7 protein-coding genes are annotated in these 16,169 nt (G+C 45.3%); all 7 read left to right on the top strand.

Going from position 1 to position 16,169, the window contains the following annotated elements; translation table 11 throughout:
• Positions 1 to 109 precede the first annotated feature (109 nt).
• The 7 genes from GC102_RS09515 (at position 110) to GC102_RS09485 (ending at position 15,884) form a co-directional block, all read left to right on the top strand.
• Positions 110 to 1,462 carry an ABC transporter substrate-binding protein gene (locus GC102_RS09515; protein ID WP_171689295.1) on the top strand — a complete coding sequence of 451 codons (1,353 nt, stop codon included), beginning with the start codon at positions 110 to 112 and terminating at the stop codon, positions 1,460 to 1,462.
• Between the two features lie 99 nt (positions 1,463 to 1,561).
• Positions 1,562 to 3,283: a sensor histidine kinase gene (locus GC102_RS09510; RefSeq protein WP_171689294.1), complete on the top strand. Its 1,722-nt coding sequence runs from the start codon at positions 1,562 to 1,564 to the stop codon at positions 3,281 to 3,283.
• A 27-nt stretch (positions 3,284 to 3,310) separates the two neighbouring features.
• Positions 3,311 to 4,906 carry a response regulator transcription factor gene (locus tag GC102_RS09505; RefSeq protein ID WP_171689293.1) on the top strand — a complete coding sequence of 532 codons (1,596 nt, stop codon included), beginning with the start codon at positions 3,311 to 3,313 and terminating at the stop codon, positions 4,904 to 4,906.
• Between the two features lie 875 nt (positions 4,907 to 5,781).
• Positions 5,782 to 10,197, top strand: coding sequence for an OmpL47-type beta-barrel domain-containing protein (locus tag GC102_RS09500; protein ID WP_171689292.1), 4,416 nt, complete (start codon positions 5,782 to 5,784; stop codon positions 10,195 to 10,197).
• Between the two features lie 302 nt (positions 10,198 to 10,499).
• Positions 10,500 to 10,850 carry a hypothetical protein gene (locus tag GC102_RS09495; protein WP_171689291.1) on the top strand — a complete coding sequence of 117 codons (351 nt, stop codon included), beginning with the start codon at positions 10,500 to 10,502 and terminating at the stop codon, positions 10,848 to 10,850.
• Between the two features lie 624 nt (positions 10,851 to 11,474).
• Positions 11,475 to 13,016 carry a glycoside hydrolase family 16 protein gene (locus GC102_RS09490; RefSeq protein WP_171689290.1) on the top strand — a complete coding sequence of 514 codons (1,542 nt, stop codon included), beginning with the start codon at positions 11,475 to 11,477 and terminating at the stop codon, positions 13,014 to 13,016.
• A 219-nt stretch (positions 13,017 to 13,235) separates the two neighbouring features.
• Positions 13,236 to 15,884: an alginate lyase family protein gene (locus tag GC102_RS09485; protein ID WP_171689289.1), complete on the top strand. Its 2,649-nt coding sequence runs from the start codon at positions 13,236 to 13,238 to the stop codon at positions 15,882 to 15,884.
• The last annotated feature ends 285 nt before the right edge of the window (positions 15,885 to 16,169 follow it).

Here is a 16,169-nt window from a genome sequence, read left to right as displayed (position 1 = left end):
AAACAATTAAAGTGCACAACCTGATCAAAATAGTGCACACAGCAAAATGAATGAACCATATACAATGGATTCAGTAACAAATCCATTTATATTCATAGGGGGAACAAACATGAAAGTCTTAAAAATGATGTTAGTGTCAGGGCTTACTGTCTCGATGTTGGCTGGTTGTGGAAGCAAGCCAGAGGCACCTAAAGCAGGCAGCGCAGCAGCGACTTCTGCCGCAACCACTGCCAATCCAGCAACGATCAAGTACTATAACTGGGCTACCGGTCCATCTATTGAACAGATCAATCAGATTATTGCCAACTTCGAGAAGAAGTTTCCGAATATTCATGTAGAGAACATACAACTGGTGAATAACGGAAACTCCCTCGAATTTTACAAGAAGCTGGACCTTATGGCTGCATCCGGAGAAGCCATCGACGTGGCTGATTTCTCTAATGTCGATTTTGTAACTGAAAGGGCTTCCCGAGGTGTTTTGCAGCCGCTTGATGAATATCTCAATAAAGACGGGATTAAAGTTGACGATACGTATTACATGACGCCGAAATATCAAAATAAGGTATATGGGTTAGAGAATAGCAGTCAACTATGGTTGGTCGCAATCAACAAAGATGCTTTGGACGCTGCCAAATTGCCTGTGCCAACATGGGGCTGGACTTGGGATGATTTCCGCGACTATGCGAAGAAAATGACCAAAGGTAGCGGAGATACTAAGCAATATGGAGCTTTCTTCCATACTTGGGGCGAATATGCGAACATGACGGCCTATACCGAGCTGCCTCATCCATATTTGAAGAAGGACCAAACACCTGTGTTCGGCGACGAATCGTTCAAAACTTTCTTCAATCTTCGTCGTGCAATGGAGAAGGACGACCAATCTGTCAAACCTTACTCGGATATTATTGGAGGAAAACTGCGTTACGATTCCGAGTTCCTGGGCGGCAAGGCAGCCATGATTCCAACTGCTAACTTTGTTGTGAATTTGATCAAGGATACCAACAAATTCCCGCATACGTTCAAAACAGTATTCGCACCGATGCCTGTCTCCTCAAAAAGTGTAGAGATCGGAACATCCAATCTCGGCGGCGGTTTTATGAGCATAGGGCAAAGCTCGAAGCATAAGCAAGAATCTTACGAATTTATCAAATATGTTACGCAGCAAATGGATGTCATTCGCGATTTACCAGGCTTGAAATCGGCGGATAAAGATAAAATAATCAAGGCTCTAGTCGGTGATAAAGCGGATTTGATTGATGTTGATTCACTCTCTGCAACGATGTTCGACAAGAGAATTAAATCCATCTATGACCCGAGCTATTCCACACCTTATTCCAGCCAATTAAAACCGGTATTAGAAAACGGACTGAGCACATTCCTGCTTGATAAATTGACCCCAGAAGCCGCGCAAAAACAAATGATTGACGAGGCTAATAAAATTATTCAGCAAAACAAAAAATAAGTTTAAGGGCGGCCGTAAGGCTGCCCTTCTGCATTCTCAAATACCCGTGAATCTATGGTATATTAAATCAAAGAAAATGGGGAATTGGAGAGGACTAGCATGAATTGGCTAATGAGATTTTCATTTTACAGAAAAACCCAACTTTCGTTTTCTATTCTAATTCTGCTTCCGCTCGTTTTCGTTTCTATACTGTCTTATTTTCTAATCAAAGGCGTGGTCATTGACAAGGTGCACGCTTCGAACCAGAATGTGGTTGATGTTATTTCATCCGACTTGAACAAAAATGTGGAGGACATCATTTACGCCTCTTATTTATTCAGCAACAAGGGCAGCAGCTTGTTTAGCGATTTGCTTGCCTTTAAGGATGTTCAGAAACTGAACAATTCCAAAGACTACTTTACCAATAAACGAATATCCGAGTTTCTGGATATGTCGTTCTCGAAAACTTCGGGGCTTAATGCTCAAGTGTTTTTTGTAAATAAAAGCCATTATGTTATTTATGCTACCAACAATTCACTGGACTATCCGGATTTAACCCGCTGGTTATCCGAAGTAAACAATACGGAATTGAACAAGAATGTGGGACCAATTCCAATTCGGTGGATGGAAGTTGATCATTTAAAGCAGAGTTACAGTTCTGAGACGGAATCTTATTATTTTGCAGTGAAAGTGATCAGTGATCCCGATAACGGGGATATACTCGGTACGTTGTATGTCGGTATACCCCATGAATACTTTGCGCGTACGTTTGCTAGAGGAGGGACTGGTCAATTCCAGCTGTATACCACCGAAGGCGAGCTGATTTACCAATATCCGAAGGAAGCCGCTTTGCCGGAACGAAAGCATGAGTTGGAAGTGCAGAATAATATCCCAAAAGTAGGGTGGAAGCTCGTTTACAAGTTCTCTTCTCAAGAGATTACGGCTGAGATTTCGAGGATGTTCAGCATATATGCGATCATTCTGTCTATGTGTATTCTTTCTTTTTTAATTATCTCGGTTTTCATTGCCAAAACGCTTCATACTCCTTTGAACAAGCTTCGAAAAACAGCGGAACAATTCGGCAACGGCAATAGACTTGTTCGCTTTCCTGTAAGCGGCAAAGATGAAGTGGCTGTGCTTGGTTTGGCCTTTAACCGTATGCTTGACCAGATCAATCTGCTCATTGCGGAAGTCGAGCAGGAGCAGGAAGAGAAGCGAATTATTGAACTCGACGCGCTATTCTCGCAAATTCGGCCTCATTTTCTGCTGAATACGTTGAATTCGATCAAGTGCAATTTAGCGACAGAAGGAGACTCTATCAATAGCAGGCAAATCGATGCTTTAATGAGTTTGCTGAGGGCTTATATGCGTGTAAACGAGCCATGCTATCTTAAACAGGAATGCAAGCTCCTTGTAGATTATGTGGAAATTATGCAGATGCGAAATGATATGCGGCTGCAGCTTCATATTGATCTCTCGGAAGAACTGGAGGATATGGAGGTGCCGCGTCTCGTACTTCAACCGCTGGTAGAGAATGCAATTGTTCACGGGTTTTCAGAGATTCCTGAACATGCTTCCATTTGGGTCAGCGCTGAACAAAGTGATGGAGAGTGCCTCATCGAAGTAAAAGACAACGGAACGGGAATGAATGAAACAGAAATGAAAGAGTTGCTAAAAAGAGTGCTGCAATCCAAGACGGAACCGCAAGCTTCGAATCAACGGATCGGACTAGCCAATGTATATAACAGGCTTAGGCTGACTTACGGCACCAAAGTTAATATGGACATTCGATCCAATGAGTTTGGCGGCTTATCGATCATTCTTCATTTTCCGAGAATATAGAGAGGATAACTGGAAAGGAGAGCGGCAATGATGAAAGTAATGCTTGTTGATGATGATGTCCCGATGATCAAATATTTGCACAAACTGATCCCATGGAATGAAATGGGCTTGCAAATTACGGCGACCGCCCAATCTGGAGCCAAAGCTTTGCAAATGTTTCAAGAAACGAAGCCGCATCTGGTTATTACCGATATCGGTATGCCCAAGATGGATGGCATCGAGCTTGCGGATCGGCTGAAGCAGATGAACCCTGATGTGAGGATCATTTTTCTGACCTGTCACGAGGATTTCCATTATGCAAGGGAAGCCGTCAAACTAAAGGCAGATGATTATTTAATCAAAGACGAATTGACCGCCGATACGCTCAAACAAAGTGTCGAAAAAGCAGTCAGGCTCATTGGCTTCATGCGGGATAGAAGCGAAAATATATCTTATCGTGAGGAAGTGGATAGAAACCGCGATTTGCTGAAGCGATCATTCTGGAAGCAGATCGTCGCCGGGGATTACTCGGAAGTGACTTTGAGTTCAGGGAGGAAACTCGGAATCGATTGGAAGGACCTGCATTTTATGCTGGGACTCATCCACATTGATTATTCTTCTCTGCTCCGGTGTTATGACTTGAAGGATGCGCAGCTTATATATTACGCGATATATAACATTGCCCAGGAGTTAGCCGAAAGCCTGAAGGGAGTTACTGTTTTTGCACATGAGGGACTAGAGTTATATTTCGTGATGAATTATCAACGAAATCTGGTTGTTAATGCTCATGAAACTTTTCGCCGTTTTGCAGCTGATTTGCAGAGCAATGCTGAAGCGTACTTAAAGGTCGGCACCTATTTCGTATACAGCTATGAGTTTCAGGGACTGAAGGAGATCGGCAAGACACTCGGAGAGCTGAAATTGTATAACTGCAGTCTCTATTACGAAAAGGCATCATTCCATACGATGCCCTCTAGTCATTCCCGTTCCTTTATGAATGTCTTTGATCCCAGCGGGGAGAGCTTCAAAGAAACACTGCTACAAGCCTATCGCGATAAAGATATAGATGCCATCTCAGATATCATAGATAATGTTGCAAAACAGACGGCGGCCGACCTGTCTTCGCCCTCTTCCTTAATCGCTCAATTGTCGCAGTGGGTACGATTATTAGAGTACGATTCCGGATATGACAAGGATCATGCCTTGTTTCATTCCGGCTTAGAAAGAACTGTGCGACTTCAGGAAACCTTGCAGAGTGTAAAGGGGCGGATTAAAACAATCCTGTTCGAGAATTACTCTGATGAATTATCGGGAATTGACAAACACAAGCTGCAAATGATCGACCGCTATATTATGGAGCATCTGTCCGAGAATATTTCTTTGGTTTCTATTGCTAACCATTTATACCTGAATCCGAGTTATTTCTCAAGGTACTTCAAGAAAATGAGCGGAGTCAACTTCACCGATTACGTACATCATTCTAAGATGAAAATCGCGCTTCAGTTGTTAAAGAACAGAGAGATGACGATTGAAATGATCGCCGCCAAGCTTGGTTATTCAGACCGCACGTATTTCTCGAAGGTATTCAAGAAATACAACGGAATAAGCCCGGTCGACTATAAGGGGAAGTATGGGAAGTTATGATCCGTGGCCAATGAGATCGTCATTGGAAATAGAACGTTGCGAACGAACCCGCAAGACATACCTTGGCACTCGCACTTCAATCGATTGTGCAAGGATTTACCAATTCCGGATGCTGAACGCAGCGATTTAAACAAAGCAAGATACAAATAACAGAGGTGATATATTCGGCGCCCTGCTTCTATTTTTGCTATTATGTTTTTTATCGCAATACGATAATTAGCCAGTAGGTGGGGATCATAAGCTATGAAAGTTGGACACAAGTAATCAGATCGAAACATTAGAAATAATTAAACTTAAACTGAGAAGTGTGAATTAATCTTGACAATTGTAGTCATAAAGATAAGATGGATTCCTATCTAATGATAACCAACCAAGGGATCAAGCGCCATTTTAATAGAGTGCGTCAGAAAGATCGCAGAAAATCCTTTGGGGTATACATCCCACAAGGATTTTTTCTTTTAAAACGCTTGTCGTTATCATTAAAGGGAATCAAGGCCATGCATATGATTAGGAAAGGGCAGTCCGAACATAATTCGACTGCCCTCTATCTTATCCAATGATGTGGCGCTACTACTCTTTAACATTTTTATTTTTGCAATACAACCCACTATTTAATTTATTAGTAGTGGTCTACAAAAGCGCTTTGTCTTAAACAGAAAGTAGTGAAATTGCACATTCAGGTAAAAATTAAGCATACCTGCAGAGTACTTTACTGTTTATACTGTGACTAGTTGTTCATTATATCGGGAGGAGGAATCTAATGATCAAACAAATGACACGAAATTATCTTTATTGGAAAAATACAGTTTGATTAAGCGCTCTCCACTACAATCAATTGAACTAAATCAAATTATTACGACTTGGGGGGATCTCGTGTGGAAATTGGAAAAAAAATCATGATTGTTTTTTTATCGATATTGCTAATAACATCGGCAGTTCCTGTGTTTGCTAAAGGCTTAGTAGCGGCCCAAGGGGAGCCTGTACTGATCACCGGAGATTTCACAAGCGTTGACTTTAATGTAAGCGCTCCTGCGGTTGCGAATGGCACATATACGTTGGATACAAAATTGTTGGGAACTGTTGCAACGACAGCGGGCAAAAATTTGGCTGGACTTGTCGCAGATGGAACCGGTTCGAGCTTGTTTTTTTTGGAAGCGGATACAGCCAGTGTCGGTTCGTATAAAGCCGGCATTAATAAGACGGACCGGTTCGGTATACAAACTAGATTGAAATTCAATAATACGAATTCGCAAAGAAATGTCTTCCAGATGAAGAGCATGACCCCGTCTTCAGGTACGCCTGCTTGGCCATCATTGCTTGTTTTTGATCAGAATGGAAATATCAAAGATTCCAAAGGGAATGTGCTTGGTCCCTATACAGCGGATCAATGGTACGACATCGTTGTTGATGTGGATACGCCAAATCATTGGTATAGTGTCTGGATCAACGGAACGCTGAGGATCAACAAACAGGATTTGGGCAATTGGATTGGTGTATATCAAAATAATATCACGCAAAATACAAATGCAAGCAAGATGGCAAGCCGGACGATGATCGCATACTTGAAAGCGGGTTCAATCGTTCCTCCGCTCCAAGACATTATTGTTTCCGATATATCTGTAGATAAAGGAAAAGGATCCATTTTAACCATCAAGACGCTTCCCGATCCGGCCTATGTGGAAAGGGTAATCTGGACATCCTCGGACCCAAGTATCGCAAAAGTGGTTGGCAACGGACTACTCGCGCTGAATACGGGAGTGGCAACGATTACCGCGACGGAAACAGCAAGCGGACTGAGCAGGTCTTTCCAGGTTACTGTGCAAGAACCGGCTCATGCGTGGAACTCGCACGCTATCGACGGAGGGGATCTGGCAGCGGTTCTTACGTCAGCGTCTCGGAGCGAGCTTACTTATAGTGTAGGCCAAATCATGACGCTGAACTCTGAGCTTCAAACATATTTGGATATGAATGAAAGTGATTTCATCCAGGAGGTTAAAGCGGCATCAGCCAAAATTTCAATCCCGGATAATCATACCAAGTTTGAAAAATATGCAAGGCTATTTGCTCAACTTTATAAGCTCACCAATGACCCCAAATATGCAAGGAAAGCCGCCCTCATCCTTTATTATCAGGCGCTGGATTATCCTCGCATTGTGGTAAATAAAAACTATACCGACTTCTGGGGAGGAAATTATCAATTCCCGCAGGATGTGGTCTACACTTATGGCACGCTTATTGACTTAAGTATATGGGGTGAGCTAGACCCTGCGATCTCCTCTGCAGAGGTTAAGCAAACGATCGAGGAGCTTTGGCTCAAACCTGGCGCCTACGAGAATATCAGACTCGTCAACAGCATGCCATTGAACAATATCACGCCATACGGTACCCGATCCTCTGCTGTAACGGGCATGCTTCTAACTGACCCCGATCTGATCCGGGAAGCGATTGATCTCAATGACCGACTTCTTAGCGGGACCTATTATTTCTCCGACGGCATGTGGGGAGAAGAAACGACCAGCTATGGAGATCAGGTATCCGGTAATGTGAAAACGATGGTGGATGTGTTGAAAAACTGGACGGATCCACAAGACTATGTGGATACCAAATTGGGGCTCAAGCTGGATAAGACGGAACTGAGCTCAAGATGGCCACTGCTGTCAATGTCTACTAATTTTAGTTCCGACAAGCTGATCTATCCGGATGGCAAAGCCATTCCAATCAGTGATACGTATGGTAAAACCGGAGATCCGCAAGCATTGCCGATTGTCGACAAAGGATTGAAAAACATCGAATTGCCGGGCTTAGGCTATTATGGACTGTTCCAGGGAGATCTAACTGAAGCTACCCATGCCGGGTTGTTGTATCAGCCTACAGACCTTGGCTTCGCAGGCGGTCATACGCATTCGAACTTCTTATCCCTTGATCTATGGGGAGCCGGAGTTGAAATGCTGCCATATACAGGCTATCTGAATAGAACTAGCTACGGCGATGGAAGCGGGGCTACCTTACGATATCCTTCGATGCGGCCGCTCTGGAGAAATATGCCGTGGGTATGGAGACAGGACGGAGCGAATACGGCATCAACTGGTGCATGGACAAAGCCTTCATTATTGGCTTACGATTCCGGGGCGTCGAACAGCAAACAGGTGCAGCTGGTTGAAGCTTCCGATCCAGGACCAGATGGAAAAGGCGCAGCTATGAACCGCAGATTAATCATGCTTGTCAATCTGGGCGGGAACAGCAACTACACCTTTGACTTGACTCGAATGCAAGGCGGCCAGGCGCATGAAATCTATCAACGCGGCTCGGAATTGGAAAACATGGACGTTCAGGTGCAAGACGTTCAGCTCGCAGATACGGGAAAAGCCAACTTGCAGGACTACTTGACTAGCATTAACAGTACTGCAGGATTGTCTACCGATAGAAATCAACTGTTGAAGCCGCAAGCCGGATCCGGAAATAACAGCTTCTCCTTTACTTGGACAGGAAAGCAAACAGGCGCGTCCCTCCGTACATTCATGAATGGGGTTGGCGGCTCGGATGTATTTTTATCGCAGATTCCAACCGGCAGAAGAACGACAACGAAAGCTGAAGAATCCAAGTATGTGACGTCTCACCTTGCTAGAAGACACATTGTATCGGACAGCAGCCAAATTACACAGTATGGTTCTGTGTATGAAATGTTCAAACAAGGTCAAACAGGACAGGTAAGCAGTGTTGTTTGGGTAAAACCAGACGATGCGGATCCAATGACGAACTTTGCCGTTGTAAGAAGCAATAACTACGTAGACATTATTTATACAAGCGGCGATATGAAAGAACGCAATTACAACGGCATCACCTTTGCAGGAAATATTGCCGTTGCGAGAACTGACGCCGTAACTGGAAATCTTGTATATTCCTATGTTAACGGCCCAGGTAAAGTGGCAATGCAAGCTGCAAATACAGTCGGCTATGGCACGCAACAACTGGAGATCACAGCAACAACGACGGCTTCCACGAATACGGCGCTTGACCCGGCCGTAAGAGGTAACACGATTACCGTAAATGGAAAATTCTCGAATCCGAATGCATTAGTAGGACAGAGAATCCAAACGAAATTCGGTGATGGATCAGGATACGGGCTGAAAGTGGAAAGCGTCACCGAGCTTACTGATTCCACGGTGCTTACTGTTGGAAGTTACAATCCTTTCCGCGTGACGGATCAAGGTGTGGATACGTTATTCTTTCCAGAACTATCTATTCCAGGAAAGGTTTACGTTGTGTTCAATCAACCGAAATTTACGTCAGATTTTACGCCTCCCGTTACGACCGATAACGCGCCAGCCGGATGGGTCAACCAATACACGACCGTCTCTTTGAACGCCGTTGATGTCGGCTCGGGAGTAGCGGCTACGTATTACACCGTGGACGGCGGCGCACAGCAAAGCGGCAATACGGTTTTGTTTAATACGGAGGGAGTCCATAAGCTTGTTTATTGGAGCGTGGATAATGCAGGCAACTTGGAACAGGCGCATACGGTTACTTTCAGTATAGACAAGACGCCGCCTGTAACGACGGCGGTTGTAACGCCTTTACAACCGGACGGACTGAACGGATGGTATGTGCATCCGGTTACGGTAAGCCTGAACGCTTATGATGCTTTGTCCGGTGCTGCTAAGACTGAATACAGTCTAGATGACAGGGCTACTTGGCAAAGGTATACGGCCCCGGTAACGTTGAATCAAGACAGCAAGTACACATTGAGTTATCGTTCAACAGACATCGCCGGGAATGTTGAAACTGCCAAAACAATCAGTTTCAACCTGGATACGATTGCGCCAACAATTACTATATCCGAAGTGGTGTATGGTACATTTAACGATTCCGGGAGCATAACTCCAGTTATTTCGCTGGTTGATAATTTGTCCGGGTTTGATAACACCAAGACAACGGTCATGTTGGATGCAAATACGTTACAACAAGGGGCGACAATTCCCCTGTATAAGTTACAGCTTGGTCTTCATACACTCGTTGTATCTACGAGTGACCTAGCCGGCAATCAAGGAAGTGAAACCGTTCGCTTTCAGACTGTAGCCAGCATCGATTCCTTAAAAACATTGGTGACGCACTTTGCCGATACCAATTTGATTGATAATGCTGGAATCGCCAATAGTCTGCAGGCAAAATTGGCAAAAACCAATTTGAAGAGTTTTGTGAATGAGGTGCAGGCGCAAAGCGGGAAGCACATTTCTAGTGAAGCTGCGAAATATTTGCTGCGGGACGCTGAATCTATTTTGTTACAAAAATAGTGCATTCATGACTTAATGCGGGTAATAGAGCTTGCGATGCATGATTCGCGAGCTCTTGCCCGTTTTACATTTTTAATGCTAGTAAAGCAGGAAGTAGGGGAATTGCACATTCAGGCAAAAATGTATCACACCTCTAATGCCCATTGCACACTATGACTAATTAGTACTCGTGAGGTGAATTCCTATGATTGAAGGAAAAACTTGAATATTATAGCCTGGACTACCGTTGATTGATTAATCTGGCACTCTCCTCTATTTTCAATCGAAGTAAATCAAACTACCAAGTCATGGAGGAATTATGTGTGAAAATTGGAAAACAAGTAATGCTTGTCTTATTATCGATGTTGCTAGTGGCCTTGATATTTCCCGTTTGTGGAAGTAGTCTAGCAGCGGTGCAAAGGGATCCAAGTATTGTCTCAGGGACTTCACAAATGTTGATTTTAATGCAAGCTCCCACGGTTACAAATGGCACCTATACACTGGATACCAAATTATTGGGGACTGTTGCTACAACAATGGGCAATAATTTGGCGGGACTCGTCGATGACGGTGCTGGCTCTAAGTTGTTTTTTTTGGAAGCGAATACAGCTTGTCACACACCATCCCAATTAACCACATGTGAGGTGCATTTTCATGTATACAGCTTGATTTAATTCTGCGTATCATGAAAAAAATGTATATATACCTCAGAAAAGAAGGGTGCAATAAACACAATGCTATATGTTTGGTCAAAATGGATTACATAACTTGAAGGTGGGAAAAGAGACAGTAGAAATTCCGTGCTATACAAGGGAATCATGCGCTATAATCCTTATGGAACGTGGGTTTACAGGGTAAATTGGAATTCTGCACATGCAGAAAAAAATGTATATATACGTCAAAATAGCGTTGTACTAATATGGAAAATGTAATTGTTAAGCGTTTTCATTCGGTTGATGTGCTAGAAGTTATTACATGCCACTTGTTACATAATTTGGAATTATCAGAAAGGAGTGGTGATAATGCATTCGTGATAACGCTTTCATTCTGGCGGTAAAAGCGGAGTCAGCTAAGCTCACGTCTCGGAATTGGAGAACGTATTTTTAATGATACGCCAGACTGTACACTCAGCTACACAAGCTGACGAATGACCCGAATTGTGCAAGAGGGCCTCCGCAGGAGAATACAGTACCCACATAAGGACAAAGGATCCTGAGCAGATTCGGAAACGGATCTGGATACGGACTGAAAGAGATTTTACGACATGGACTTTTTTACAAATGGAGGAGGATCAATAAATGAAGAAAAATTGGAAGGCCATTATGGGAACGGTTGTATCGATCGCGGTGCTGATATCATGCAACCTACAACAGGCGACCGCAGCAGGGTTCGATAACTCTGCATATCAACTTGTCTTTGAGGATGAATTCAACGGAGCGGCAGGCTCAAGCATGGATACATCCCAATGGGATTACCGCTATCTCGGACCGCGCAATGATTCCATCAACACCAAGGATGCGGTCGTTCTTGATGGCAGCGGAAATCTTTTGGTGAAAGCATACACCGAGAACAACACTCATTATACCGGTATGATCAGGACCAAGAATATGTGGAAATACGGTAAATTCGAGGCTCGTATCAAATTTAACACCAGTCCGGGGCAATGGTCGGCCTTCTGGCTGCAGTCGCCAACCTATGGAAAAATCATTGGCGATCCGTCCAATTCCGGTGTGGAGATGGATATTATTGAACATCGCTATGTAACAAGGAACGGCACAAACATATCGTCCAAAGGGATGAACAACATTCACTGGGACGGTTATGGCGCTTATCACAAGTCGCGAAGCAGCGAGTTATGGGAAGGAGATACGGGAACCGGTTACCATACATATGCAGTGGAGTGGTCCCCAACCGGGACGAACTATTATTTTGACGGTGTGCAGAAATGGTCAACATCAACGGCTGTATCCAACGTTCCGGAATATATTATTCTGAGCATGGAGGTTAAGAATAATGATTGGGCAGGCAATATCCCAACGGGCGGCTACGGCTCCTCCAGCACCAGCACTACAAATATGACCGTTGATTATGTCCGGGTATATCAGAAGGATTTAACACCGCCCGTTACGACAGATAACGCCCCTGCCGGATGGGTTAATCAGGATACAACCGTCACCTTGAACGCCGTTGATGACAGCTCGGGAGTAGCGGCTACGTATTACACCGTAGACGGCGGCGCACAGCAAAGCGGCAATGCGATTACATTGAAGACGGAGGGAGTCCATACGCTTGTTTATTGGAGCGTCGATAACGCAGGCAACGTGGAACAGGCCCATTCGGCAACCGTTAGCATCGACAAGACTGCGCCGACGGTGCTGGTGTCTGTTCCGGTTGAAGACGGCACTTTTGAAGATTCCATTGATCTAACGCCGCAGTTTACGCTGAATGATATTCTGTCGGGTATCGATGACGGTAAGACGACGGTGACACTGGATACGTATTCTTACACGACCGGAGCCGCGATTCCGCTATATAAATTGCCGCTCGGGGTGCATACACTTGTTATTGATTCAAGCGACTTGGCGGGTAACCAGGGAAGCCAAAGCGTCACGATTCGGACGGTGGCCTCTGTCGATTCCTTGAATGCATTGGTGACACGCTTTACTGACAATAAGTGGATCGACAATGACGGTGTTGCAAATAGTCTTCTTGTAAAATTGGCCAAAAACAATTTATACAGCTTTGTGAATGAGGTTCAGGCGCAAAGCGGGAAGCATATTTCAAGCGAAGCGGCGGCCTATTTACTGCGAGATGCTGAATATGTATTGTCGAAAAAGTAGAGCAGTGTATTTGATGTTGCCCATAGTTCTTCCTTGGGAAGGACTATGGGCAATCATAAAAACCCTTATGGAACAGGACTGTATGAAATGTAGATATACCTCAGAAAAGAAAGGTGCAATAAACACAATGCTTGGAACGTGGGTAATAAAAACAGGATGAGTGAGATTTGCTGTTCGATTATGCGGACAAACGGTGTTCACTCGGAAAGGTGGTCGGTTATGGCACGTCCGGTTGGTCGTTATACAATGATACTTAGTTTGGGAGTGAGTTTGGCCGTCACGTCTTTGCCTATTGCGGATGCGGATTTCAATTTGCGAGCTGAGGCGTCCTCAGCTGATTCCGCAGTCTTGAAAACAGCGTCAAATGTTATCGGAAAATGGTCCAGTGCGGATGTTAAGCATCCTATTCCATTTACCGTCAAGGAGAACGGGAATGAGGTTGCAGCCATTACGAAAATGTTCGCTTCCTTCCAGAAGCCCAACGAGGATGACGCCAAAATCATGCAAGGCATTGCCCCGATCATGGCGATGACGGAAGAGGATCTAATTGAAGCAGCCAGGAAGAACGCCGAAACCCGTACTCGAATTGACATTCACCCCGAGTACGAGACGATGGTTAGCCGGATGGCTCAAATGTATGGCAAAACGGGTGATGAGCAGTATGCAAGACGGGCCATTCTCGTCATGCAGCAATTTGCCCAAGGTTACGGAGCTGTTCCGAAATCGGTAAATATCCAGTTCCATTCCTATAAGGACATCATACCGATCCAGTGCGTTTACGCCTACGATCTGATTTATAATTCGGAACAGTGGAAGACTCTTTCATCCGAGGTTGGCGGTGACATTCGGTCGTCGATCGAAGACTGGTTCCGAGAAGCAGCCATGGACATGTATAATCTTGGGAATGAAGCTTACCTCAGCAATATCGTTCCTTACGGGCTCCGCAATGTATTGGGGACGGCGGTCATCCTGAACGATCCCGATATGATTCGTTTATTTATTCCTTGGTTCGAAAAGTTGTTGTCCGGAACCTATTTTCACGCGGATGGCATCTGGCATGAAGGGACGATCAGCTACCACAATCAGGTTGTCGGCAATATCGTTGCGGCTCTTGATTTGTTGAAACTCACCTATTCGGATCCGAAAGGATACGTCGACAAGAAGCTGGGCTTAAAGCTCGATCACACTGATTTAAGCCCCATGTGGTCGCTTCTGGAGAAAGCGAAACAAATCCCAACGATACTGCAGTTTCCGGACGGCAGACCGATTGCTCTTAACGATGCCGATGCCAACACGAATAACAAATCCGCGGCTGATCCGATCAAGAACCTGAATAACATCGAGCTATGGCACTTCGGGCATATTGCGCTGACAGCCGGGGATAGGGACGATGCGACTCAAGTGAATCTCAGCTTTAATCCGCTGGCGGAAGGTACTCCTTATTCTGGAGGGCATTACCATGCGAACAACCTAGGATTGATTCTATGGGGAGCCGGTATGGAAATGCTGCCCGATTCCGGTTACATGCGCTCCGGTCCGACCCGCTTTTTCCATATGGATGCGGTTGATCACAATGTCGGCTGGGTATGGTCTAAAGATGCGAGCAACTACAAGAGCAGAGCGTCGCAGCCGACACGTGCATCGATGCTGGCGTACGACCCGGGGACACTGTCCGGGAAACGGGTGCAGTTGATCGAAGCTTCCTCGCCTGGGCCGGAAGGCGATCTGGCCGAAGTCAAGCGCCGTCATCTGATGCTTGTTCAAATTGATGGCAACCGCTCATATGTCGTCGACCTGCAACGACTGAAAGGCGGTCAGGCGCATGAGCTATATTTGCGCTCCGAGGAAGACGAAGCGTCGCAAGTTTCGACGCCAATGGAGCTGGTGCAGCATCCGGGCGAGACGACGGAAGGCTATTTGAAAAGCATCGGCAAGGAGGAAGGGTTACCCGACTACCGGAACCTGATGTCAAATCCGCAGGTTGGCAACGGTTCAGCGGATTTCCAATTCACTTCGATCGGTTCGACAAGCGGTTCTTCGATTCGCGCCTATATGAACGGGATTCCGGATAGCGAGGTTATTTTCTCGGAAGTACCGACAATGCGCAGAACGGGTGGAGACGCGAAGAAAGCTTTTGATTTCCCGGGCTGGCATTTGTACCGCCGTCATATTGTGAATCCGGAGACGGTCACGCGCTACGGAGCTGTTTACGAAACGTGGAGAAGCAGTCTGCAGCCGATGGTGCAATCGGTTCAGTGGAAAGAGACGGCGCCGGCGGATCCGATGAGCAGTGCGATTGTCGTTCAGGCCGGGTCATACGAGGATATTATCTATATCAGCGACGATACGGCAACACGCGAAGCGGAGGGCTTCCGATTTGCAGGCAAGACGGCCTTAGTGCGCAGAGACAAGGCGACTGGAAAGCCGATTTGGGCTTATCTGTACGGTGAAGGCCAAATTGAAGGGGAAGGCGTATCGGTTAAAGGGGCTGCGGACCTAAGATTTAAAGCAGTGGATGCTAAAGGCTCCAATAAGGACAAGTCCGAAAGCAAAATCCGAATAGACGGCTTGATACCAAACGATCCTTCTATGAAAGACCTTTGGCTGCAAATGACATTCGGCGACCAATCGGGTTACGGCATGAAAATTGCCGACGCACAAGGCAGTATGATTCGTGTGCAGGATCGCCCTCCCTTCGAGTTGACGGAGCAGGGAGCGAAGATGCTTTTCTATCCGAACGTTCAAGACCAAACCGGCGCGCTGTTAAGTGGCCAAAACAACCTAAATGTGGAAAAGCGGCAGCCTAGAATCATTCCTGGGGATGTTTGGGTCGAGATTCGCAAACCAAACTTTTTCATTCTTGAGTAAATAGTCGTTGATTCCGCCGCCAAACAGGCGAATATCAAATCTCGCATTTCCGATTTGGCATATGTACCTGCTGACAGAGCTGTGATAAAAGTGAATAGTGAAAACGGTTACTATATGAGACTGACATCTTGCGGAACTGAACGAAAAACATGTTACAGCAAATCGAAACGCCATAGTCCTTCCTTGGGAAGGACTATGGGCAATCATAATGCAATAAACACAATGATATATGTTTGGTCAAAAAGGATTACATAACTTGAGGGCAGGGAAAGAGACAGTAGAAAT

The sequence above is a fragment of the Paenibacillus germinis genome (assembly GCF_013141785.1).
Classification (GTDB): domain Bacteria; phylum Bacillota; class Bacilli; order Paenibacillales; family NBRC-103111; genus Paenibacillus_E; species Paenibacillus_E phytorum.
The sequence above is the reverse complement of the archived record's forward strand: the minus strand, read 5'-3'. Positions and strand labels throughout refer to the sequence as shown.

Excerpts from the sequence above, each read along its gene's own strand:
- GC102_RS09515 (WP_171689295.1), top strand. The coding sequence starts at position 110 with ATGAAAGTCTTAAAAATGATGTTAGTGTCAGGGCTTACTGTCTCGATG.
- GC102_RS09510 (WP_171689294.1), top strand. The coding sequence starts at position 1,562 with ATGAATTGGCTAATGAGATTTTCATTTTACAGAAAAACCCAACTTTCG.
- GC102_RS09505 (WP_171689293.1), top strand. The coding sequence starts at position 3,311 with ATGATGAAAGTAATGCTTGTTGATGATGATGTCCCGATGATCAAATAT.
- GC102_RS09490 (WP_171689290.1), top strand. The coding sequence starts at position 11,475 with ATGAAGAAAAATTGGAAGGCCATTATGGGAACGGTTGTATCGATCGCG.
- GC102_RS09485 (WP_171689289.1), top strand. The coding sequence starts at position 13,236 with ATGGCACGTCCGGTTGGTCGTTATACAATGATACTTAGTTTGGGAGTG.